At 40.7% G+C, this 23,622-nt stretch carries 20 protein-coding genes, 1 tRNA gene and 1 pseudogene; 16 read left to right on the top strand and 6 right to left on the bottom strand.

Annotated features, from left to right (window positions below; all coding sequences use genetic code 11):
- The first annotated feature begins 12 nt into the window (after positions 1-12).
- The 15 genes and pseudogenes from P20480_RS01485 to P20480_RS01555 all read left to right on the top strand — a co-directional run bounded on the left by P20480_RS01485 (position 13) and on the right by P20480_RS01555 (position 16,528).
- Entirely contained in the window at positions 13-447 is a 435-nt protein-coding gene (locus P20480_RS01485; protein WP_008132714.1) for a DUF2513 domain-containing protein, read from the top strand.
- A 15-nt stretch (positions 448-462) separates the two neighbouring features.
- Positions 463-1,128, top strand: a complete 666-nt coding sequence (locus tag P20480_RS19975; RefSeq protein WP_008132712.1) for a type I restriction endonuclease — start codon at positions 463-465, stop codon at positions 1,126-1,128.
- Positions 1,129-1,133: 5 nt separating this feature from the next.
- Positions 1,134-3,533: a type I restriction endonuclease subunit R gene (locus P20480_RS01495; RefSeq protein WP_008132709.1), complete on the top strand. Its 2,400-nt coding sequence runs from the start codon at positions 1,134-1,136 to the stop codon at positions 3,531-3,533.
- Positions 3,534-3,572: 39 nt separating this feature from the next.
- Positions 3,573-5,654: an anti-phage ZorAB system protein ZorA gene (zorA, locus tag P20480_RS01500; protein ID WP_238530324.1), complete on the top strand. Its 2,082-nt coding sequence runs from the start codon at positions 3,573-3,575 to the stop codon at positions 5,652-5,654.
- Between the two features lie 3 nt (positions 5,655-5,657).
- Entirely contained in the window at positions 5,658-6,389 is a 732-nt protein-coding gene (locus P20480_RS01505; RefSeq protein WP_008132705.1) for an OmpA/MotB family protein, read from the top strand.
- 27 nt (positions 6,390-6,416) lie between these two features.
- Complete coding sequence (locus P20480_RS01510) at positions 6,417-7,847, top strand: EH signature domain-containing protein (protein ID WP_008132704.1); 1,431 nt, start codon at positions 6,417-6,419, stop codon at positions 7,845-7,847.
- Positions 7,847-11,302 (top strand): SNF2-related protein, encoded by a 3,456-nt coding sequence (locus tag P20480_RS01515; protein ID WP_008132702.1) that lies wholly within the window; start codon positions 7,847-7,849, stop codon positions 11,300-11,302. The genes P20480_RS01510 and P20480_RS01515 overlap by 1 nt, the downstream gene beginning before the upstream one ends.
- A 120-nt stretch (positions 11,303-11,422) precedes the next feature.
- Positions 11,423-11,722, top strand: a pseudogene (locus P20480_RS01520) (thymidylate synthase); the annotation flags it as partial.
- Positions 11,723-11,743: 21 nt separating this feature from the next.
- Entirely contained in the window at positions 11,744-12,622 is an 879-nt protein-coding gene (gene galU, locus P20480_RS01525; protein ID WP_006792679.1) for a UTP--glucose-1-phosphate uridylyltransferase GalU, read from the top strand.
- A gap of 339 nt (positions 12,623-12,961) precedes the next feature.
- Positions 12,962-13,651, top strand: a complete 690-nt coding sequence (locus P20480_RS01530) for an SPOR domain-containing protein (protein ID WP_008132700.1) — start codon at positions 12,962-12,964, stop codon at positions 13,649-13,651.
- A gap of 79 nt (positions 13,652-13,730) precedes the next feature.
- The gene (locus P20480_RS01535) at positions 13,731-14,330 is read left to right on the top strand and encodes an SPOR domain-containing protein (RefSeq protein WP_008132699.1); all 600 of its coding nucleotides are present in this window, start codon (positions 13,731-13,733) and stop codon (positions 14,328-14,330) included.
- 48 nt (positions 14,331-14,378) lie between these two features.
- Positions 14,379-14,972, top strand: a complete 594-nt coding sequence (locus P20480_RS01540) for a FlgO family outer membrane protein (protein WP_008132698.1) — start codon at positions 14,379-14,381, stop codon at positions 14,970-14,972.
- 13 nt (positions 14,973-14,985) lie between these two features.
- Positions 14,986-15,678, top strand: a complete 693-nt coding sequence (locus P20480_RS01545; protein WP_006792683.1) for a FlgO family outer membrane protein — start codon at positions 14,986-14,988, stop codon at positions 15,676-15,678.
- 7 nt (positions 15,679-15,685) lie between these two features.
- The gene (locus P20480_RS01550) at positions 15,686-16,378 is read left to right on the top strand and encodes a FlgO family outer membrane protein (protein WP_008132697.1); all 693 of its coding nucleotides are present in this window, start codon (positions 15,686-15,688) and stop codon (positions 16,376-16,378) included.
- A 75-nt stretch (positions 16,379-16,453) separates the two neighbouring features.
- A tRNA-Arg gene (locus tag P20480_RS01555) sits at positions 16,454-16,528 on the top strand.
- Positions 16,529-16,691: 163 nt separating this feature from the next.
- On the opposite strand, the gene P20480_RS01560 is transcribed toward P20480_RS01555, so the two are convergent.
- The 5 genes from P20480_RS01560 to P20480_RS01575 form a co-directional block, all read right to left on the bottom strand.
- Positions 16,692-17,243 carry a hypothetical protein gene (locus P20480_RS01560; RefSeq protein WP_008132696.1) on the bottom strand — a complete coding sequence of 184 codons (552 nt, stop codon included), beginning with the start codon at positions 17,241-17,243 and terminating at the stop codon, positions 16,692-16,694.
- 128 nt (positions 17,244-17,371) lie between these two features.
- On the bottom strand, positions 17,372-17,674 hold the full coding sequence (locus P20480_RS18805; RefSeq protein WP_006793678.1) for a hypothetical protein: 303 nt from the start codon (positions 17,672-17,674) through the stop codon (positions 17,372-17,374).
- Between the two features lie 397 nt (positions 17,675-18,071).
- Positions 18,072-19,004, bottom strand: a complete 933-nt coding sequence (locus P20480_RS01565) for a DHH family phosphoesterase (RefSeq protein ID WP_008132694.1) — start codon at positions 19,002-19,004, stop codon at positions 18,072-18,074.
- Positions 19,005-19,151: 147 nt separating this feature from the next.
- The gene (locus P20480_RS01570) at positions 19,152-20,600 is read right to left on the bottom strand and encodes a dihydrolipoyl dehydrogenase (protein ID WP_008132692.1); all 1,449 of its coding nucleotides are present in this window, start codon (positions 20,598-20,600) and stop codon (positions 19,152-19,154) included.
- Positions 20,601-20,652: 52 nt separating this feature from the next.
- On the bottom strand, positions 20,653-21,381 hold the full coding sequence (locus P20480_RS01575; RefSeq protein WP_006792689.1) for a glutathione peroxidase: 729 nt from the start codon (positions 21,379-21,381) through the stop codon (positions 20,653-20,655).
- 111 nt (positions 21,382-21,492) lie between these two features.
- On the opposite strand from P20480_RS01575, the gene P20480_RS01580 reads away from it, so the two are divergent.
- Positions 21,493-22,392: a LysR substrate-binding domain-containing protein gene (locus P20480_RS01580; RefSeq protein WP_008132690.1), complete on the top strand. Its 900-nt coding sequence runs from the start codon at positions 21,493-21,495 to the stop codon at positions 22,390-22,392.
- Here the strand turns inward: P20480_RS01580 and P20480_RS01585 are convergent.
- Positions 22,389-23,582, bottom strand: a complete 1,194-nt coding sequence (locus P20480_RS01585; protein ID WP_008132688.1) for a flagellar assembly protein FlgT — start codon at positions 23,580-23,582, stop codon at positions 22,389-22,391. The genes P20480_RS01580 and P20480_RS01585 overlap by 4 nt on opposite strands.
- Positions 23,583-23,622: the final 40 nt, after the last annotated feature.

Below are 23,622 nucleotides of genomic sequence, written 5' to 3'. Positions count from 1 at the left end.
AAAGGACTAGGTATGAAAATTGATCTCGAATATATAAAAGATATTTTAACTGTATTTATTGAAGCTGAAACTGCTCATATTACTTTTGCCGATTTAAAAAAGGCAGGAATTCCACATGATGAGAATGGTGACATTAATCAGAAGTTTTTATTTCATTACCAAATTTTAATTGATAACGAATTAGTAAGTTTAAGTTCTCTCGAAATTGGTAATTTGAAACATATGGGGATTTATCAAAGCTTGGATGGTCAATGGGGTGTTGTTCTTAAAGATTTAAGGTTAACCCAGACGGGTCATGACTTTGCTAAATCGCTTGCCAATAAAGAAGTTTTCTCCAAATTAAAGTCTGAATTTAAAGACTTTCCATTTAAGGTCATTTTTGACTCTGGCAGAAAATTATTAGAACACGTTGCCAAGAAGAAAATGGATAAATTACTAGAAAGCTAACACAAGGAAGTTAATGTGGCCTATCAGTCAGAACAAGAATTAGAAGATAACTTAGTTGCTCAGCTTGCTAAAAAAGTTGATGGTAAGCAGCAGTTTGAAAAGGTCAATATCACTGATATTGACTCGCTAAGAGCTAACTTAAAAAAGCAGCTTTCAAAGCTTAATGGCTTTGAGATAAGTGACAATGAACTTAAGCAAATTCGCAATGTTTTAGCTAAAGGCAATGTCTTTGATAAAGCGAAAATACTGCGTGATAGGCTGCAAATAAATAAAGACGATGGCACCGCTGGTTACATTCGTTTTATTGATGCCGATGTTAGCAAAAACCACTTTCAAGTTACCCAACAAGTTACCGTAGAAGGCCGTTACAAAAACCGCTATGACGTAACCATTTTGGTTAACGGTTTACCTCTTGTTCAAATAGAGTTAAAGCGCCGTGGCTTAGAGCTTAAAGAAGCGTTTAATCAAATTAACCGTTATCAGCGCCATTCTTACTGGGCTGAAGATGGCTTATTCCAGTATGTGCAGGTGTTTGTTATCTCTAATGGTGTAAATACCAAGTATTACGCTAATAATCGCAAACAAAGCTTTAAACAAACCTTCTTCTGGGCAAAAGAAAATAACGACCGTTATACCGAGTTAAGCCAATTCGCCAAGGTGTTTTTACCCCTAAACACTTAACCGACATGATCACTAAATACGTGGTACTGAATGAGACAGACCGCATATTAATGGTGATGCGCCCATATCAAATATATGCCACTGAAGCGATTATTGACCGAGTAGCTGAACGTCAACAAATAATATCTGAGCAAGATAATGGTGCTTTGGCGAGGCGACAAGGCGAGAAGACAAGGAGTTTAGCTAGCCTAAATGACTTGTCTGAACAACGCAGTCAACAAAGCCAAGGTGACATTAACGCCGCTAAGATGAATGGTTATATTTGGCACACTACCGGTTCAGGTAAAACACTTACCTCATTTAAAACCGCTCAGTTACTTACGGGTGATAGCGCCATTCACAAAGTGGTGTTTGTAGTTGACCGTAAAGATTTGGATTATCAAACCGCCAAAGAATTTAATAGCTTTATTAAAGGCTGTGTAGACGGTACAGACAAAACCAAAGTGCTTGTTGACCAGTTCACCGGTAAAGATGTGTATTACCTTGAAAAAGACGGTGAGCAGCAGTCATCAACTAAAGCGAAAGGCGGAAAGGTTAATACTCGCCGTAACGAAAAGCTAATTGTTACTACCATTCAAAAGCTTAATAACGCCATTAGCAATAAACGTTATTCAAGCCGCATGGAGCCAGTAAAAGACAAAAACGTAGTGTTTATTTTTGATGAATGTCATCGCAGCCAGTTTGGTGATACTCATCAACGCATTAGCCAGTTTTTTACTAATCACCAAATGTTTGGTTTTACTGGTACGCCTATTTTTGCTGAAAATGCGGTGTCTAAGTTTTCTCGTAAATACACCACCAGTGACTTATTCCATAAACCGCTTCATAAATACACCATTGTTGATGCGATTAAAGACGAAAACGTACTTAAGTTTAATGTTGAGTATGTTGGCCGTTATAAGAAAAAAGACAGCGCCAATGAAGTTGATATAGACGTTGAAGGTATCGACACCAAAGAGTTAATGGAATCTGACGTTCGGTTAGAAAAAATAACCGATTACATTATTGCTCAGCATAATCGTAAAACCCATAGCAAAGCGTTTACCGGGATGTTTTGTGTTTCAAGCGTGCCAGCACTAATTAAGTATTACGAGCTATTTGCCCAGAAAAAGGCAGAAGGTAAACACAACCTTAAAATAGCCACTATTTTCTCGTATGCCGCTAATGAAGAAGACCCAGATGCTGATGGCTTAGACGAAGTTGTATTAGATAAAGTTGCTGAACCTCAAGCCCAGTACGAAGGTATAGCAAGCCATAGCCGAGATAGACTTGAAGAGTTTATTGGCGACTATAACAAAATGTTTGGCAGTAGCTATACCACTAAAGATAGCGAGTCTTACTACAACTATTACAACGATATTTCTAAAAAAGTGCGTGAGCGAAAAGTTGATATTTTGCTTGTGGTAAATATGTTTTTAACAGGGTTTGATAGTAAAACCTTAAATACGCTTTATGTTGATAAGAACCTTAAGTATCACGGATTAATTCAAGCGTACTCACGCACCAATCGCATTCTAAATGAGCAGAAGTCGCAAGGTAACATCATCAGCTTTCGTAACCTGAAAAAGCGCACAGATGATGCCTTAGCGCTGTTTTCAAACAAAGATGCGAAAGATACGGTGATCATGCCGCCGTATGAAGAATTCATTAAGATGTTTAACCAAGCGTTAGAGCAAATGCAAACCATCGCGCCTGACACGGCAAGTGTTGACAGCCTTGATGATGAAAACGCTGAACTTGAATTTATTAAGGCATTCAGGGAGTTAATGCGTTTACGCAATGTGCTTTCAACTTTCGCTGACTTTAAGTTTGATGATGTCAGCATTCAAGAACAAGAATATGAAGACTATAAAAGTAAGTACTTAGATTTATACGACAAGGTTAAAACCAATACTGCCCCTGAAAAAGAGTCGATATTAGAAGAAATTGATTTTGAGCTTGAGCTACTAGCGATGGATGAAGTGAATGTTGCTTACATCTTAAAGCTAGTAAGCAAACTTAAACAATCTGACTCTGATGAAGAATACCAGCAGCAATATAAAGCGTTAATGCAAACCATTAGTGGTGATCCTGAACTACGCAGCAAACAAGAGCTGATTGATAAATTCATTCAAGAAAACCTGCCTGATGTACAATCAGCGGAAGAAGTTGACGATGCCTTTGCCGCCTATTGGGAAGTAGAAAAAGAAAAAGCCACCCAAGCAATGGCTGACGAAGAACATTTAATACCTGAAAACGTAAAAGAGCTTGTTGAACGCATGATATTCAGCAACCAAGAGCCATTGCGTGAAGACATAGTAGCCACCATGGAAAAGCCACCAAGTGTATTACAACGCAAAAAAGTAATACCAAGGTTGGCAGAAAAGCTAAAAGGCTTTGTTAATACGTTTTATGGTGGGATGTAATTTTGGCGGAGAAGCTACAAAGAATAATAAATGGAGTAAATGATGGCAAATGAAAAGCAGATTGAGCTTACTTGGTTAATCCCCGATTTTTCTCAATTCACCTTAAATCCACAGACAGGAACAGAGTTAAGTACTCTTTTCGTTGCGCTTTTAATAAGTGTTACCGTAGTGTTTGCTCTTTTCTTTGTCTACAAATGTTTAGTGACGGGAGCTAAGCTTAACTGGCTATCAAAAATGCTAAAACCGCTTGAACGTGACGATGTTGCAAGCAAACGAGATTCACTTTATCAACAGGCTAAGCAAAAAGACAAAGGCATTGGCTTTTTGTGGATGGAGTTCGATGAAACACTCGTTGAGATTCAAAACGGTGAGCAGGTTGAACTTCGAAACACACTTGACGCAGGTCACTTTTTTAATTCTTATACCTTGGCTCGAAGCGTTACTGAAAACCGCTTGATTGCTGCCGTGCCAGGTTTCCTGACAGCACTTGGTGTTATCGGTACATTTATGGGGCTTCAGTTAGGTCTTGCTGATTTAAAGCTGGGGGCTGGTGTTGATGTAAATGAAATGCAGGAAGGTGTAGCCGGAGTTGTAAACGGTGCCAAAATTGCATTTTTAACTTCGGTATGGGGCGTTGCTCTAAGCGTAATTTTCAACTTTTTTGAAAAATTCTGTGAACAGCTCATACGTCGCAAAATCAGAGTAATAGAAGACCGTGTTGATTGGCTTTTCCCCAGAATTCGTCCTGAAGAGCAACTACAGAAAATTTCAGAAAATAGCTCTGAATCGAGAGAAGTTCTGCAAGGCTTAGCTGAGCAAATTGGTGAGAAAATGCAGGAGGCTATGCTTACTGCAACACAGGGAATTCAATCTAGCTTAGAAAACAGTCTCTCCGAAATTATGGCTCCGGCTATTAATAAACTGGTAGATGAAACTTCCGAAGGAAACCAAAAAGCTCTGGAAGGTTTACTTGAAAGCTTTATGGATGGCTTCGGGCAAGCAGGTAACCAACAGCGCCAGGCACTTGATGATGTCTCATCAAAAGTTAGCCAGTCTGTTGATGCTATGCAAACCACTATGAATAGCTTTGTTGAGCAATTACAGAAGACGCAGGCTGACTCAGGCGAACGTGAAAAAGCCCTGATTGCTGATATTTCAAATCAGGTAAGCAGCCTGTCGTCTCAGTCAGAAGCGATTCATCATAAACTATCGTCTTTCGTAGAGAATCAAATCGGTGAAATGTCTACACAGATGAAATCTCGCGAAGAGGCTTCGGCAAGACGAGATGAAGAATTGGTAACCACAATCAAATCTCAGGTAAATGAGCTTGTTGAGAACTCGAGAAAACAGGGTGAAACGTTGAGTAACTTTGTAGAGTCTCAGCTTAGTGGCCTGACTAAGTCATTTGATGAAAGGGAGCAACGTTCTTCGCAGCTGGAAACTGAGCGAAATGCTAAGATTGAACAACAAACCCAAGCTATTTCTACACTTTCTAATGAAATCCTTCAGTCAGTAGAAAAGTCGGTAGGCGATCAGGTTGCTACCGTTAAACAATTAATTGCCCAAGGGCAAACATTACAAAACAGCATAAATTCATCAGTCGATGCCAGTGCGCAGGCTACACAAGCTATGCGTGAATCTTCAACAGAACTGCGTGTTTCAGCAGATAATATGCGTGTTTTAAGCTCTCATGTTAACGACGCAGGTAATAAGTTGTCTGGTGCAATTAAAGAAGCGGTGGAAAGCACGGCTGATTTGGCAAACCAGAATCAGATGTCTGCTCAAAGAATGGAAAACCTACGTGAAGAGTTAATGAAGGATGTTTCGAGGTTTAGTGAATTGACTACACAGCTTAATAGTTTGATTGAAAGTGCTGGTTCAACATTCTCTGAACTCAAAGCAACTCAAAAAGAGTTTATCGGCGATCTGAGAGGCGAAGTAGAACAACTCAGCAGCAACATGACTCAGATGCTCGAAGATTATGCGACACAAGCTAACGGTCAAACGGCCGAACATTTAAGAATTTGGTCTCAATCCGTTACGGATTATTCAACGCAAATGAATAATGCGATTAAAGCGCTTTCCAGTGTTGTTGATGAAATGCAGGTTAAATTGGGGTAACACATGGATAGGTTATTTAACTGCAGAGGCTCAAAGGTCGATGAAGAAAATCCATACTGGATGTCCTTTTCTGATTTGATGTCAGGCTTGTTAGTGATTTTTATTCTGGCGGCGGTAGCGCTAATTATTGAGCTTACCCAAAAGTCAGAGAAAATAGATGCCAGTATCGTAGAGCTTAAAAAAGCAGAAGAAGCTCGAAGAAACATTCTTATCGATATTCAGGAAGAATTGGCTGAACAAAACATTCACGTTGAAATTGTTGAGAACGATACGGTTCTTCGGATCCCTGAAAGTACGCTTTCTTTTGAGTCTGCGAAAGATACGCTACCAGAAGATGAACAAACACAGGAAGAAGTTAGGGCAATTGGCATCGCGCTGCATAAAGCGATTACTACCAACGAGCGTTGGAAATATCTGGATACCGTGTTTGTGGAAGGGCATACCGACAGCGTTGGTATATGGTACCGAGGAAAAGGTAACTGGGGTTTATCTGCCGACAGGGCGGTATCGATTTGGAAGCTATGGCAAACCGAGATCCTGGTAGAGCCCAAGCTGAATGAACTCCAAAACTTCAATGGCCAGTTACTCTTTTCTGTGAGTGGTTATGCAGATACACGACGAGTCGATTTAACTGAAGAAACAGAAGAGCAAAGAGCTCGAAATCGCCGCATCGATATCCGTTTTACGGTTAAGAAGCCCAAGCTTGAAGATTATGAAAAAGCTAAAGATGTCTAAAAGAACCTGGGACAAGTGGAGCGAATAATGAAGTTCTTCTTAAGTGATGAATATTATCGTAAAAATATGAAAGTGCTTAAGGGCTTAACGGCTGAGCAAAGAGCGATTGCCAAAAAAGCAGGGACAGATAACCCTAAATTCGAAGCAGCTTGGTCAAAGCTTTTTAATCTATTATCAAGAAACCGTTTCGACCTATTTCGCATTGATAATCGATTTGATGTAAGAGCACTATCAATTGCTTTAACGGCAAATCAAAAGATTCGCAGCGCAATTAATATCGATCGAGAACTCCTCAGTGATATTTTGGTTGTTATCCCTAATGGCAGTAACCTGTTTATTGAATCACTCTTTCAGCATTTTTTAAGTGATTTTGATGCCATATCAGAACCTGATGACATTGGTGACTGGTTGTGTACAGAGCGCAAGCGAAAAGGGTTGGCCAAAGGTATGGAGGAACAAGTGCTATGTGCTGATGGTCCAACATTCTTGGCGAAACAAGCAATTAAGCGCGAATCAACCTTCGAGCAACATGTCAAGCATTGGGGACTCGATCAATATGCTTCAGGTGACTTTGTTAAACGGGCCCAGTCAGTCTATTTTGTGGAGCAGCTTCAGAATATTCCGGTAAATCAACCGCACGAGTTGCTTGAAGAAATCAGTAGAGAAACTGTTGCTAATAGCCGTTATGATTCAGAGGATCTTATTGGTCACGTGGCATTGCGCATTTTAATCGACAGAGCGCCAACACAAAATGTGCACGAGAGCTGGCAAAATGCCGTAATCGCCATTGCAGGCGATCCTCGCGTACCCAAAAATCACCCTCGTTACATTAAATGGTGGAGCCAGCTAAACCCGCAACAAAGTAAAAAGGTACAGAGTTGGTTATCCAAACTGGATCTCAAACTATTCCTCGAAGCGCTGGAAGATTACTCTAAAAGTACCCGTGACGATGACATGATGCGCATGTTCCCATCTCGCAAACACTTTTTGGAGGGGATGCATGAGGCTGGCACGATTGTACATACTAAACTTTATCTCTCCAAAAAGGCGGATAAATATATTCGCGATAATTATCGGCCGGAACACGTACCTGATTACTCGATCGTTGAAGATGGTGATCGCTCTATTATTTATGCAGAACTAACCAGAGGGCACATGATAGAGGGAAGCCATAACTGCCAGATTTGGTTTTATAAAAACCTACATGAAACGGCTCCTGTCTTACAGTTTGGTAAACAACGATTAAGATACGACGATTTAACGGGGCGCATGAGCCGTCAGATGTACGCTCGCGGATGCAGTGTATTTGACCATTTTGCACATGTTTCTTCAGACACTTTTAAATGGCAACAAAAGTCCGTGGATGCATTGAAAAAGATGGGTGTTCAAATAAAAGCTTCCGATGTGCTTAGCGAAGAAGACTATAAAAAATATAAGCGGATGTACGGAGTAGGATAATGAAAAACTGGATTTCATCTTTGTTTAGCGTAAAAGAATCAAGCGCCAAGTTTGACTTTGAAATCAGCAATGAAAGCGTCGATTTTTACTGCCCTGAATACCAATTTAACAAAATCAAATCTGGTGGGGCAGATGAATATCTCACTGCACAGTTCGTTGCTCTGCAAATGCTCACCGAAGAAGGTAATGCCGAAGTTATCCCTAATGGTTTTATAGTGCCACATCACGTTATTTCTGCGTTAGATGAAGATGTTTTCCAGCTATTAAATTTACCAACAAGATGGAATGGTAAAGCCGCTGTAGATATTAAGGGAACTACCTCAGGCGAGTCCTTTAAAGTCATTGTAAATGTAGAGTCACCTTCCGGCCGCATGACGGCAGCTTATAAACAAAATGGGAGTATTCTCTCTTTTGGTGACACGCAATTTACGTTAACTAAAGCAATGTTCGAGGTTTTCACGGCACTTACTGAACATTCGAAGTCAGCCAAAAGTGAATCGGATAATCTTTTGCTATTGCATAGCTTGCAGCAAGCTCAACAGGCGGGGGCGAAACTCTCTTTAAGCCACTTCGATAAACTCGAAATACATGTACCAGACAAGATTGCAGTAGAAGCTGAGCTTGATCCTCAAGGTAATCTCATTCTTACCCCAAGTATGGGCCAAAAGACCGATCACGATAAACTTCAACGTGTACTAGGGCAGTTACAAGCCAAAAATGGCCGTACCCTAAAAGTGGGTAATGAGATTATTCTCTTTAACGAGAAAACTGCCAAAGCCGCCAAAGAAATCATCGGGCACAGGGCCATTCCGCGCTCTCAGGTACAACAGTTTTTAAAAGCCCCTGGGGCGTTTTTGGATGCTTCACTTGTTGATCTGGATGTCGGCTTTGCGCTTCGGGTAAAAGGTGCCACTCGCTTTAAACACGCTTACTTTGGTGAAACCGACGAGTCGGGAATCGATTGGTTTGGTCAAAACCATGCAGCCGGAAAGATTTTGCCAATTAGTGCAGTTACCAAAGAAGTTAAAACACAGGAAGATCTTTTTCAATTACAGCAAGTTATTAACGATGCTAAAGCAACAGGCGCGACAGAAATTGTCTTTGAGGGCAAAAACTACGATATCGGTAGTGAAGCCGACATAACGCAAACCCTCTCCAAGCTGCAAGATAAAATTAACAACCAGCCAGAAGATGACGGCGAAAAAGAGCCGAACTCTCCCGATGCACCAAATGATGATGAGAATGTTGATATCGACGATGGACCAATCGTTATCGATATTGCCCTCAATGATGACGAATTAGACAGCCCCTCTAAGCTGGTTGAAGAAGCGCTTAATGATGTGTTGTACAGCGAAGAACTTGACTGGTCGAATCATAAGCGCACACCATTCCCGCATCAGCTAGTGGGCGTTAAATGGATCCTCGGACTGGAAGAAATGGCTCGCCAGAAAGAGCTGGTTAATGGTGCATTGTTGGCAGACGACATGGGGCTGGGTAAAACCTTTATGTCGCTTTCTGGCATAGACCATTACTATCGGTTGTGCGAAGAGGCGGGCGAAACTTGTCGTCCAACACTCATTGTGGCACCACTTAGTCTACTAGAAAACTGGAAGGACGAAGTCATAGAAACCTTCAATGAATCGCCCTTTAGAGACATCGTTATTTTACAGTCAGACGGCGACTTAAACAGTTTCCGAGATGGCAGTGCCGAAACTAAAGCTTCTAATATCGATGAAGAATCATTCGAGCCTCGCTATTCCCTTAAATTCGGCGAAAAATATGGGCCGGATCGCTTGGATTTACCACGCCGGTTGGTGATCACCACCTATCAAACACTGCGTGATTACCAGTTTTCCCTGTCACAAATTGACTGGGGGTTGGCAGTATTCGATGAAGCGCAAAACATTAAAAATCCCAATGCGTTGCAAACCCGGGCAGCCAAAGGCTTAAAAGCCAAGTTTAAGCTACTAGCCACCGGTACACCGGTAGAAAACAGCCTAGCTGATTTTTGGTGTTTAATGGATACCGCTTGTCCCGGCTATTTGGATTCTTATCAAACGTTCAGGCAAACCTATATCACGCCTATCCTGCAAGCAGCTGGGGATGAAGTGGATAGAGTTAGGGCAACCCTTGGGCGCCAGCTACGGGAAAAGGTAGGGGCATTAATGCTGCGTCGCGTAAAAGAAGATAACCTCGAAGGTTTACCGCAAAAGCATATGCTGGTAGGGATAGAGTCAAGTGATTGGCAATACGAACTTAAGCTACATGCCATTATGACCGCCTATCAGCAAAAAGTGTACGATGGCTCTATAGAAGCGCAGTTAGAAGATGAAAACAGCCATGTGCTAACAACTTTAATGCGCTTACGTGATAGCTCGCTGCATCCACGCTTGGCAGACGGCGGTCGCTTAGACGCGCCGACATCAAGGCGTGAAATTAAAACCCTGTTCGATGAATCCGCCAAAATGGCCAAAACCATCGAAGTACTTAACGATATCAAGTCCAGAAACGAAAAGTGTATTATCTTTGCGGTAAACAAGCGCCTGCAACGTTTTTTAAGTATTGCGTTGGGCAGCTACTTTGGACTTGGGCCACTGCACGTTATCAATGGCGATGCCAAAGCGGTAGTTAAAAAAGCCGGCGCCTTAAGCCGTAAATCCATGATCACTGACTTTGAGGCCAAAGAAGGCTTTAATATCATTATTATGTCGCCAGTAGCGGCCGGTGTTGGCTTAACAGTTGTTGGGGCTAACAACGTTATCCACTTTGAGCGTCACTGGAATCCGGCAAAAGAAGCACAAGCCACCGATAGGGTATTTCGTATCGGTCAGAAAAAAGACGTAAACATTTACGTGCCCATTCTGCATCATCCCTCGTTTGAGTCTTTTGACGTTAACCTGCATAGCCTGTTATCACAAAAATCGATGCTTAAAGACGCAGTGGTTACACCGGGTGAAGTAATGCCTAATCCAACCGGTTCCGATAAGCATAGCCTTGGAGCCGATAGCATTATTACATTTGAAGATATGCAACGCTTAAGCTGGAAACAGTTCGAAGCACTGACATTAGAGTTACTTTCTCGTGAATATCAGGCCGACAGTGCATGGCTAACAAAAGACGGTTCAGACTTTGGTGCCGATGGCGTGTTAACTTTCGCGAGCGAAGCCATACTCATTCAGGCTAAACATAAGCAAGGGGCTTATAAGGGTCATAACGCTGTGCAGGAAATATCCAACGCTAATGCAATCTATGGCCAGCACTTGGGCCGGGAAATTACCAAGCAGGTATTTATTACCAATGCTACCCAGTTGGCTAAATCAACCAGGGAAATCGCCGGTAAACTCAACGTCACCATTATAGACGGCAACGAATTAGGCGAGCTCTGTGAGCGCCATCTAATCACGTTTGGGAAAGTTCTCACTCGTTTGTCAAAAGAACGCTACGTGATCCAATAATTATTGTGATAAAAATAAACGCTAATTCATCTGATTGTGCATAATTTTAATGCACAGTAAGAATGTTTGTATTATACTTAAACCTGATAACAGGTTGTGCACTTTTTGGGGGGCGAAAATCCACTGGGGCTAAATTTTAATCAAATTCAATGTTTTGTATTGCTTGCATTGGTCGCTCAGATTACCGGCCACAAACCGGGTAAGGCGTATCATAAAATAGCTAACGCTCATATTTACGAAAATCAGCTCGAATTAATGCGCGACGTCCAGCTCAAGCGCGAACCATTTGAATCGCCTACACTTACAATTAATCCAAATATAAAGTCACTTGAAGACATAGAAACGTGGGTTACCCGGGACGATTTTGAAGTAACTGGCTATCAATGCCATGACGCAATTCAATATCCATTTTCAGTATAATAACCGATTAAGGAAAACAACATGAAAGCAGTGATCCCAGTAGCGGGACTTGGTACGCGCATGCTACCAGCCACAAAAGCAATCCCTAAAGAGATGCTTCCTGTCGTAGACCGACCTTTAATACAATACGTAGTAAACGAAGCGGTTGCCGCAGGCATAAAAGAAATAGTACTTGTCACGCACTCAAGTAAAAACTCTATCGAAAACCACTTTGATACCAGCTTTGAGTTAGAAGCAACGCTTGAAAAGCGTGTTAAGCGGCAATTGCTTGCCGAAGTGCAAGCTATATGCCCTAAAGACGTAACAATAATTCACGTTCGCCAAGGCGAAGCAAAAGGGCTAGGCCATGCTATTAATTGCGCCGCGCCAATTATTGGTAACGAACCGTTTGTCGTTATTTTACCCGATGTGATTATAGACGACGTTGAAAGCGATCTTAAAAAAGACAACCTTGCAGAGATGATCGCTCACTTTGAACAAACTAAGCACAGCCAAATTATGGTAGAGCCTGTACCAATGCAGGAAGTAGATAAGTTTGGTGTGGTGGACTTAGGTGGCACCGAAATAGCACAGGGTGAAAGCTCACCAATTGTTAGCATGGTAGAAAAACCACCGGTTGACGAGGCACCTTCAAACCTAGCAGTAGTTGGGCGTTACGTGTTAAGTGAAAATATTTGGCCGCTACTTGCAAAAACGCCGCAAGGTGCTGGCGATGAAATTCAGCTGACCGATGCTATTGCCATGCTTATGCAAAGCGAAAAAGTGGATGCTTACGCAATGAAAGGCCGAAGCCACGATTGTGGTAGTAAAATTGGTTATTTAAAAGCAACCATTGAGTTTGCACTTCGTCGTGACGAATTTGCCGATGAGTTAAAAACGTTTATTAAAACACTTGTATAACCGTTTACATTTAATCAGCAAAAAGCGCCTAATTAGGCGCTTTTTTTATTTGGTTTTTGCATAACTTGTTTTTTTAATGTAAAAATTAGAATAGTTTTGATTACTTTACAGACATAATGTAATTTATGTTGTAATGTTTAGTTTAAGTGGCATTAAAATTGTATTGAAAAGTGTTCTCATGGAGGAGTCAAAAATACATAAGCTTATTGAATTAAATACGCTTATTTATGTAAAGGGCTAGGGTGTGGCTCGAAAATTAAAGTAAGGTTAAACGCTTTGTAAAGAGGATGTTTAACTGAAATGTAAGTGTGATTACACTGCTTTCAGGACAGCGATTAAATGTTAACTAATAACAAAAAAATAACAGGATTACTTTTAAGCCTGCTGATACTGCTATTTGGTACAGCATGCTCTATTACGCCTGAAGCTAAATTAGTGCAAGCACCAGAAACACAAACTAATTCGCCTGAGTATGTACCTATTACTGCATTAGAGCTGGCTCAGTTAAAAGATGCAGCATTGCAATGGCAGCAAGCCAGAGCGGGTATAGAGCGTATTTTAAAGCTAGAAAAAGAAATTACCTACCTTGTTAATCACATAGATATTATTAACAGTAAGGCAATAGCCCAATCTAATCAGCCTACAAATAGCTCGTACAGCACGCGCACAATTCACAATCAGCAAGCTGCTCGTTCGCGTAGCCAAAGCGTTAATCAATACAGAAATAAAAAGCAGACAGTTAAACTTAATACACCTAGACATATTTTTGCTCTGCAAGTGGCATCGGTTGACTCAGAAAAAGACATCGCAAAAGCGTGGAAAGAGCTAAACACCAAAGCTGCCCCCTTATTCAGAAAAAAAATACTGACCAATGTTGAAACCGCAAAAATTAACAAAAAAACGTTTTACAGGCTTAAGTTAGGTTCGTACCAAAATCTAAAAAATGCCAAAGCAGACTGCGAAGTATTTAAAGTGTATAAGCTTGACTGCATAGTGAGTAACTACACAGATAAGCCTGTAAAGCTGTAGTTAAAATAGAAACTTGACTTAAAAATTTTTTTATCCATAAAATACCTGACCATAATCAAAAGGGTGGTAGGTAAAAAGTATGGTTATTAAAAAGGAATTTATAAACACTTTATTTTGTATTGGGGTTTTGCTCGTTATAACAGGGTGTACTTCATATAAAAAAGCGCCACCGAGTTCAACAACACCAAACACTGTCCTTATTTCAAGCGAGGATTTAAAAGCGCTCAAACAGTCTGCAAATGAGTGGAAAACAGTTGAGCCTAAAGTTAACGATCTGCTTGAGCTAGAAGGGCAGCTATCAAAGCTGACTACTCGTTTAAAAGCCATTGACGAAACCAATACGGCTGGAACAAACAACGCTCAAACAACCACTCCAAAAGAAAGTATTTTAAAAAGCGACCAGGCATTTTTCGCTATTCAAGTAGCAGCATTTAACAGTAAAACTAAATTAAACACGGCACTGGCTAATTTAAAACGTAAAGTACCGACGTTTTTTGATACTAATTTAGCTGTTAATGTTGAAACTAAAGTAATAAAAACCAATACGTTTTATCGTTTAAAGTTAGGCGCATATAAAACAAATAAACAAGCAACAACCGCTTGCGAAGCATTAAAACAGCAAAAAATTAATTGTTTTGTTACCTATTATACGCAGGAAAAACCACAACCAACCCTCTAGGCATAATAATTGCTTAGTCTCTTGTATGATCACAAGAGGATGGCAACTATGCGCCTTTTACTACCCTTATTATTAATTAACTTGGCCGCGTGCAGTTTAATTCCTGAACCCGAGCCAAGTATAAGCACATATGCCCCAAAAGCAGCGATGGCACCTTATACAGTAAGTGACTATGTACACAACTTAACTGTGCAATTAAGTCATTTAAAAGGTCCATTAAGCAATAATACTCGCATAGGTGTGAGTAGTTTTTACTTTGCAGATGCGCTCGACACTAAGCTAATGACGCAGCAAGCGTCGGGCTTAAGCCAACAAATACAAGAAAGTATATTAACCAAAATGACGCAAATGGGTTATCACATGGTCGAATATCGCTTAGCAAATAACCTACACTTATCTCATAATGCCGACAGCGCGCTGACCCGTAATTTAGAACAGTTACGAGAGCGCCAAAATATTGACCTTATAATCACCGGCACCGTGACACGTCAACAGCATGCATACATTGTAAATGCGCGCATGGTAAACATTAGCAATAAGCAAGTTTTATCTGCTGGCAGTACCGAGATCCCAATCAATGTAATGTGGGGAAATGAAAAAATTCAGCAGCGCGATGGCTCACTCTATCGCAGTGAATATTAACGAGGAGTACACAATGAGAAACTTATTAATCACGCTATGTTTGCCACTAGGTTTTGGTTGTTCACAAATTATGAACACCCCTAGTGCCGACCCAGCTGTTGAGCAAAGTAACCAAGGAGCGCAACTGGCAACAAGCCAACGCAAAGTGAGTGCTCCAGTTAATCACGATAACATGTTTCAGTCGGGGTTAGCTCAGCAAACTAACTACACAAAATCGACGCCGCCAATGCATAAAAACATAAACCACTATGTGCGCGGAATAATGCAAGACATGGTCGAAAACTTACAATACGTAAATGATAAAACACCACTAGCGGTATCAAGTTTTGTATTTTTAGACGACGATTACAGTAATGGTAGCTTATTAGGAAATCAAATTGCTGAAAGCTTTATGCATGAGCTCCACAATTTTGGTGTACCGGTCATTGATTTTAAAACCACCGATTATGTGCGTGTAACACAAACCGGCGACTTTGTTTTTAGCCGAGACTATCTTGAATTAGACCCAGAGCAAAACTTTCAATACGTACTGGCAGGCACGCTAGTAAGTCACCAAGGCGGAGTTTTAGTCAATGCACGAATTGTTGGCTTAACAAGTAAAGCGGTCGTTGGTTCGGCGCAAGGGTTTTTACCGCAATCAGTTATTGATGCGTTAAATGGTAATTACCGTACCGATGGTATTATGCTAAAACAAGCGAGTGAGTGAGGTGAGTATGCGCTTTACACTAAACACCAATTTACGGACATTATCACTAGCTGGGTTAGTCGTTGCTCTATCTGGTTGCTCGCTAATGCATCACCATGAGCATGATTCAAATTCGCACACAACAACGCAAGCAAGTACCAGCTATGTATTAAATGGCAGTTACGATACTCAAACACACAACCAAACTGTGCAACCAAACAATGATTACGATGCGTCAAAACCCTTTAAGCCAGTAAAGCATCATAAAACCCTCGTTAACTACGTAGAACAAATGGCTTTAGACTTAGTTGACACGCTAGAGTACGACACAGAAGCCGATACACAGGTTAATATTGCTGTTAGTACATTGGTAAACTTTGACTCGTCACTCAATAAAAGTAACCAGTTAGGTAACCAAATATCTGAAACACTAATCCATCAATTACAAAAGTTTGGTTACAGTGTGGTTGATTTTAAAACCACCAGTACAATAGACGTAAACAGACGCGGTGATTTTGTGTTTTCACGAAATATCAAAAAGCTGAGTGAAGATCACATGGCAAGTCATATACTCGCGGGCACTTTAATCTACAGGCAAAACGGTATTGTTATTAATACACGCATTATAAATGTCAACACCAAGCAAATAGTGGCCAGCAGCCGAGAGTTTATACCGCAATACGTACTAAGCAAAGAAGATATATATTTATCAAGTAATTAACTCAAATTCCACTTGATTTAAAACTTGATATAAAAAACCAGATGCCGTTATAATTTAACCCTAGCACACCGCTGTGGCCTCTTAGTTAAATGGATATAACGGCCCCCTCCTAAGGGGCAGTTGCAGGTTCGATTCCTGCAGGGGCTACCAATTAAATCAATGGGTTACGCTTTTCTTCTTCTTCTCTTTAATTTTTGTGTAGCACATATGTAGCAGAGTAAATTGAAATATAAATAATTAGCGCTGTCCTTTTATTAAAATAGCCAAATTACATTCAGTCTGCTTTGTGCTGTGAGCGGTCATTGGTAACGCGCTATTCAGCCGAGCCGTTGTTTGGCGTTGGCTGCATTTGCTTGTTAGCTTGAATATACTCTAGTCCCAATTCTTTTTTGCATATATCTCCGCTCTCAAACTTTTCATCAGAATAAAATAGTGCACCAATTATCTTATTATTTGTTGGGTTAAGAGACACACTTAACGAATCAACTCCCTTCGTTTCATTGCGATTAATTTTTAAAGTCAAAGAGGTTTGGTTTTCTGCGCGTTGCATTTTAACGTGTGTAACAGAAGAAACTTGGTAAAAAGCAGGATACAGAATTAAAGAAGAACTGAACGCGTTAATTAAAGCTTGTTTATCATTCCACTCTGGAGTTGATTTCTTATACCTTTCCATTGCAGTTAAGTAATCATGATATTCATCTATTCGATCAGCAGAGTGATAACTTTTTGATAGGTTCTTAACGTCATAAATATAATTATTGATTTGAATAAGCTCATCACTTGAGCATACGTTAGCGAAACTCCCTGCTGTGAAAGTCGAACTTAGTAGCAATACTAAATGACTAAGTTTCATATTTGAAAACATACGCCTCCCTTCAAGCTAACACCCACATAAAGGGCGGTAACACATGGGCTAAAATTAGGAGCGAAGTGACGCAGCCCATGTGTTAGCGTCCCAGCGAAGCGACTTAATGTGTTTGTTATATTTGTGGCTTATTCAAACTGCTGTTTGTCCCACGGTTGATTTTTGTCTTCTCTGAATGCGTCCCAGCCTTTAGGTAGATCTGCAAGCTCAATCATTTCTGGAAATTTGCTAATAAAACACCCCATACAAATTACCATGCCGTCATCGGGGTCATCCGTAGTGTTGCACATAAATTGCCACCCATCATCTATGTAATGATTAACTTGGATTATTGGCTCCAATCTTTCATAGACAAATTTGGTAGTTACTGCAGCAGAGTCTATTGGGCAACTGAAAGGCCATTCATCTTCTTTAAAGGTGTGCTTATGCATAATTTCCCAGACAAATATAACAATTTAATAGTGCGCTCATCGCGCATATTTCTGCCGACTTAACGCTCACTTATCTACTTTTAACAAATAACCTAGGGTATTACTATCACTAAGTTTTCTAAAACTTTTCAGTAAAGTTAAATGGAACAATATGGGCGCGTCGCTCATTTACATGAATATATGTGCAAAGGGCAGTTTGACCAATCAAGTAACTACGATATTTAGTCAACCTCAACGTCTGCTAATCGCCGCCCTTAAAAACCTAAGATATTAATAACTATTGAGTTGAAGCGTTAGCAAAACAGTTTTTTATAGCTAAAAATTTATAACTACACATAAAAAGCGAGTAAATAGTAAATTTACTCGCTTTTTTATTTTGATATTTAATCGTTAGTAATTAACCATCATTAGTGATTTTATCGATCAGCTCAGTGAGTACTGTGTCGGCTTGGCTGGTCTCTACTTGGCAGGTTCCTGCATTTAAGTGGCCGCCGCCGCCGTATTTAAGGCATAACTCACCTACGTTTGTGTTTGAACTGCGGTTAGTAATTGACTTACCAATTGCATACACTACGTTTTGCTTTTTAAGCCCCCACATTTTATGAATTGAAATATTGCAGTCGGGGTACATGGCGTAAATTACAAAGCGGTTGGTGGCGTAAATGGTTTCTTCTTGAGTTAGATCTAGTACCACTAGGTTTTTATGCACTGTTGCACACTGTGTTATTTGTGCTTTTGCTTTTTCGTTGTGCTCATTATAAAGCGCAACTCGCTCTGCAACATCTTCCATTTGCAAAATGTCGTCGATGCTTTGATCTTTACATGCATCAATGAGCTTCATCATTAACTGGTAGTTTGAAATTTTGAATTTGCGAAAGCGGCCTAGGCCTGTGCGGGCATCCATTATAAAGTTCATTAACACCCAGTCGGTTGGATTGAGTATTTCATCTTTAGAAAACTGAGCTGCGTCGCCTTTATCTACAGCGTCCATCATATCTACTGAAATATTAGGAAATTTTTCGGCGCCGCCGTAGTAGTCGTAAACGACTCGCGCAGCTGAAGGCGCTTTAGGGTCAATTATATGATTTTTAATGTCGCTTGCGTTTCGAACGGTTTCACTTAAGTGGTGGTCAAATGCTATGTGACAACCCGCTACGTAGGGAAGGTTAGTGGTAATATCGTTAGCGGTGATGTCTATTTTTCCATCTTGCATGTCTTTTGGGTGTACAAACAAAATGTCATCAATTAGATCTAAATCTTTTAGTAGTACAGCACATACAAGGCCATCAAAATCGCTACGAGTGACTAGTCTAAATTTATTATTGGGCATAGCTATTCCATCTTTTTAATTAAATTACGTATTCAGTGTAACAGCTAAACTATTTTTTGTAGATACCAGTGCTTAAAAATTAATATAAATAAAAAAGACCAAACAAGACGTTTTGGCTTTTTGTATAGCAAGTGTTATTTTTGTAAGTTATGCGCCTGGGCCACATTCCATACAGTGGTTAATGATATCTGGGCCAAACTTAAGCTTGGCGTTTAAATCGCGCAGTGCGGTGCGTAAGCCTTCTTCAATAACCGGGTGGTAATACGGCATATTAAGCATTTGTGGTACGGTCATTTTATTTTGTACTGCCCATGCAAGCAGATGCGCTATGTGCTCGGCTTGTGGGCCAATAAATTCGGCGCCTAAAAATAAGCCGGTGCCTTGCTCTGCGTATACGCGCATATGGCCCTTATTTTTAAGCATTACGCGGCTTCTGCCTTGGTTTTCAAAGCTGACTTCGCCCACTTCAAAACAGCCACATGAGCCTAAACGGTCTGTTATTTGGGTAAAGCTTTCACCTACCATGGCAATTTGTGGGTCGCTGAATACAGCGGCAATTTTGGCCCTGCGTAGGCCAATGCGTACATCTGGGAAGCGCCCTGCATTTTGCCCTGCGATGGTTCCCTGATCAGACGCTTCATGAAGTAGCGGGATCATGTTGCTTGCATCGCCGGCTATAAATATGTTTGATTCGCCACATTGCATTGTGTGCGGATCGGCATGCGGTACGCCGCGTTCGTCAAGTTCTATACCTGTGTTTTCGAGGCCTAGCTTGTCTACATTAGGAACTCGGCCTGTTGCGGCTAGTACATAGTCAAACTGTTCGGTGTGTTTTTCACCTTGTTTGTCGGTGTAAGTAAGCTGCGCTTTGTCGCCTATTTGCATCATGTCTGATACGTTTGAGTCGGTATCAACAAAAAACTCTTTTGCAAAAACTGTATTTGCATAGTCTTTTACTACGGGGTCGGTGAGTGGACCAATTGCACCACCTACACCAAATAATTTTACATTAACACCTAAACGGCTAAGTGCTTGACCTATTTCAAGGCCAATTACGCCCGGGCCAAATACGGCAACAGATTCTGGTAGGTCGTCCCACTCAAATACGTCGTCGTTAATGATTAATTTGTCACCAAAATTATTAAATACGCCAGGGTAAGAAGGGCGAGAGCCTGTAGCTATGACAAACCGCTTGGCTGTAATAATGGTGTGGTCATCTATTTGTACACGGTTTGCATCTAAAAATTTAGCGTAACCTTTAATTTTGTCTTCGTCTGGTAGTTCATCAACGGCTTCTACTACAAAACCAGCAAAACGATCGCGTTCACTTTTAACGCGTGCCATAACTGCTTTGCCGTCTATTACCGGCATTGAGCTATGCACACCAAATGCAGGTGCCATTTCTATAGCGTGCGCAGCTTCTGCAGCAGCTATTAATAATTTGCTTGGCATACACCCTACGCGTGCGCAGGTTGTACCATAAGGACCTGATTCGATCATAAGTACGTTAGGGGTAAACTGTTTAGCGTTTCGGTATGCACTTAAGCCTGCTGTACCTGCGCCTATAACTACTACGTCGGTTTGCAATTGTTTCATTGTATTTTCCTTTAATAAATAGGGGCACTTGGCCCCCATTTAAATTTACTTATTAGGCAAAGTATTTTTCTAGGTCGTCTGAACCACCAATGTGATTACCACCAATAAATACTTGTGGAACGGTGTCGCGGCCAGAGATTGCTTTTAGGCTTGTTAATGATGCACCTGCACCCATAACAATTTCCTCATAGGCAAAACCTTTTTCTGTAAGTAGTTCTTTTGCTTTTTTACAGAATGGACAACCGGGCTTAGTGAAAACGCTTACTGGCTCAGGTTTAGCTTGTTTAGGGTTGATGTAATCAAGCATGGTGTCGGCATCAGACACTTCAAACGGGTCGCCTGGTAGGTCTGGTTCGATGAACATTTTTTCAATTACGCCATCTTTTACAAGCATAGAGTACCTCCAGCTGCGCTTACCAAAGCCTAAATCGTTTTTGTCTACTAACATGCCCATGCCGTCTGTAAACTCGCCATTGCCGTCTGGTAGTAAAGTAATGTTTTGCGCTTCTTGGTGTTCAGCCCATGCATTCATTACAAATGTATCGTTAACTGACAAACATACAATTTCATCTACGCCATTTTGCTTAAACACACCAGCTAGCTCGTTGTAGCGAGGAAGGTGAGTAGATGAACATGTTGGGGTGAATGCACCCGGTAGTGAAAACACAGCAACGGTTCTGCCTTTAAAAATCTCGTCTGTTGTTACCGATTTCCATTCGTCGTTTTGACGTGTTGCAAATGTAACGTTTGGGATTGTTTGACCTTCAATATTTTTTAACATGGTTTAGTTCCTCTTGATTTGTTAAAGCCATTATGGCGAAAATTTAAATATAGTTCTAATCGTTTGTTTGTATTAAACTGATAGTCAAAAGCTATCAGGGTGGAGCTGAACATGAACTTAAAAGACTTTGAATACGTTAAAGCCATAGCACAACATAAACATTTTCGTAAAGCAGCCGATGCGTGCTTTGTTAGCCAACCTACACTGAGTGGGCAGGTTAAAAAACTTGAACAAACATTAGGTGTTACTTTATTTGACCGCTCAACCAAACAAGTAACCCTAACTGCTAAAGGTGTACGTTTATTAGCGCAAATAGAGGTTATTTTAGAGCAAACTCAAATACTCAAAGAGCTGGCTTCTACCTCTAATGAACCATTACAAGGTAAGATAACAATTGGTATTATTCCAACTATTGCGCCGTATTTATTGCCAACTTTGTTAACCTCAATGAAAGAAGCATTTGTAGATAGCCAATTTGCGTTTATTGAAATGCAAACAGCCACCATATTAGATGCGCTTAACAATGGTGAGCTTGATTTTGCAATTTTGGCCGATGTAGCTGAGCTTAGCCATTACCACACTATTCCACTTTATAAAGAAGACTTTTTAGTCGCTGTTTCAAAAGATAACGCGCTGGCTAAGCATAAAAAAGTCGCGCTTAGCGATCTTCAGGGTTGCAGTCTATTAATGTTAAGTGATGGCCATTGCTTTAAAGATCAAGCCCAAAAGTTTTGTTTTTCAGCAGGGGTTGATGTGTCTAATCAATATAAAGGCAATAGTTTAGAAACGTTACTTGCGCTGGTGGCAATGGATGATGGCGTTACTTTTGTGCCAAAGTTAGCTTGCACACAGCGCACGGGTATTGATTATATGCCTATATTCCCCAATCAGCAGCGTAATGTGGTGTTTGCATGCAGAAAGCATTATCCGCATTTGGCAGGGGTTGAGCAGTTGGGTGAGTGGTTGTCGGCTCACCCTAATTTAAAAACACAGCTTGCTAAAGCGCTTTAAAGATCTTGGCTTATTACTTCAACTACATCGTTGATTTGTACGCCGGGTAAGGGCTGGTCGTCAATGCTTACTGCAACTGCAGTTTGTTGATATAACTGCTCTACACGTATTTTGTTGAGTGTTGTAGTGGTGTGAGGCATTACATTACCAGCTGCATCAGTTAGGTAGTTATGGTGTGCAATACTCAGCATTTGCCCTTTCTTTAGGCCATGTGCTTTACCTAAATTAATTACTATTTTGCTGTTTTCCATATGCATTATTTTACCTTGCGTTGGAAAGCAGGCTAATACAGCTTGTAAGTCATAACTTAAGGTTTGATTTATATCTTGTATACTTTGACCGTAGGGTGATTGCCAAAATCTATCACTGTTTACATCAATGATGGCGGTTTTTTCGAATGGCCAAGTGCCTTGGCCCTGATAACTATTGCTCCAAAGCTGCTCATAGGTTGTGCCATTAAAAAGGCTAAACTCTATTTTGTAGTTGCGTTGGTAGCTATCGTCTTGCCAAAAAGCATAATCACTATTGAGTTTATCACTTGTTGATAGGTCTGTAATTTGGCTCAGTAATACGTACTGAGCGTTGGTGCGAGATGATATTTCTTCTAACTGAACTTTTGAGTAGTCGTACTGCTGCGAAAAGTAACTATCTACATTTAAAGGTATATTGTAATAAGCAACGGGTAGCGCGCTCATTTTTGATTTTTGTAAGGTAGTGAATATTCGTTTACTGATTGCTTTGTTTACGTCAAATATTTGACCCATTCTAGCTTGCTCTCGATGAGCTAGCTGACTTTGTGTTACGGCAACAAACTTGTTAAAGCTGCTTTGCGGGCATTGCTCTGTTTGCGCAAATATATCTAAACGCAGGGTAATCGCAAATTTATCGTCGTATTTATTTTCACTTACAAGTTCAATTTTTTGAATTTCGCCGTGGCTACTAATTTTTAACTGATCTTGCATTAATACGCCGTCTACCAAGGTTTGTACTGAGCTGACACGCGCCCCAGAAAAAACCAACGCTTGAGTTATGGCATCTTTTATAGCTGCAGATTTGGCCGCGCTTATGTCGTCGTTTTGAATAAGTGCGTGCCCTGTAGATTCATACCACTGCGCATTTGAAAAAGTCGAAAACGTAAATAACGCAGTTGCGCTTAATCCTGCAAATGCCTTTAATAAAAACGATTTCATACTTTTTGCTCCAAATAAACGTTAGCTTTATCTTGAGGCA

This window comes from Pseudoalteromonas sp. BSi20480 (assembly GCF_000241365.1).
GTDB lineage: Bacteria > Pseudomonadota > Gammaproteobacteria > Enterobacterales > Alteromonadaceae > Pseudoalteromonas > Pseudoalteromonas marina.
This window is presented reverse-complemented; position numbering and strand designations above follow the sequence as displayed.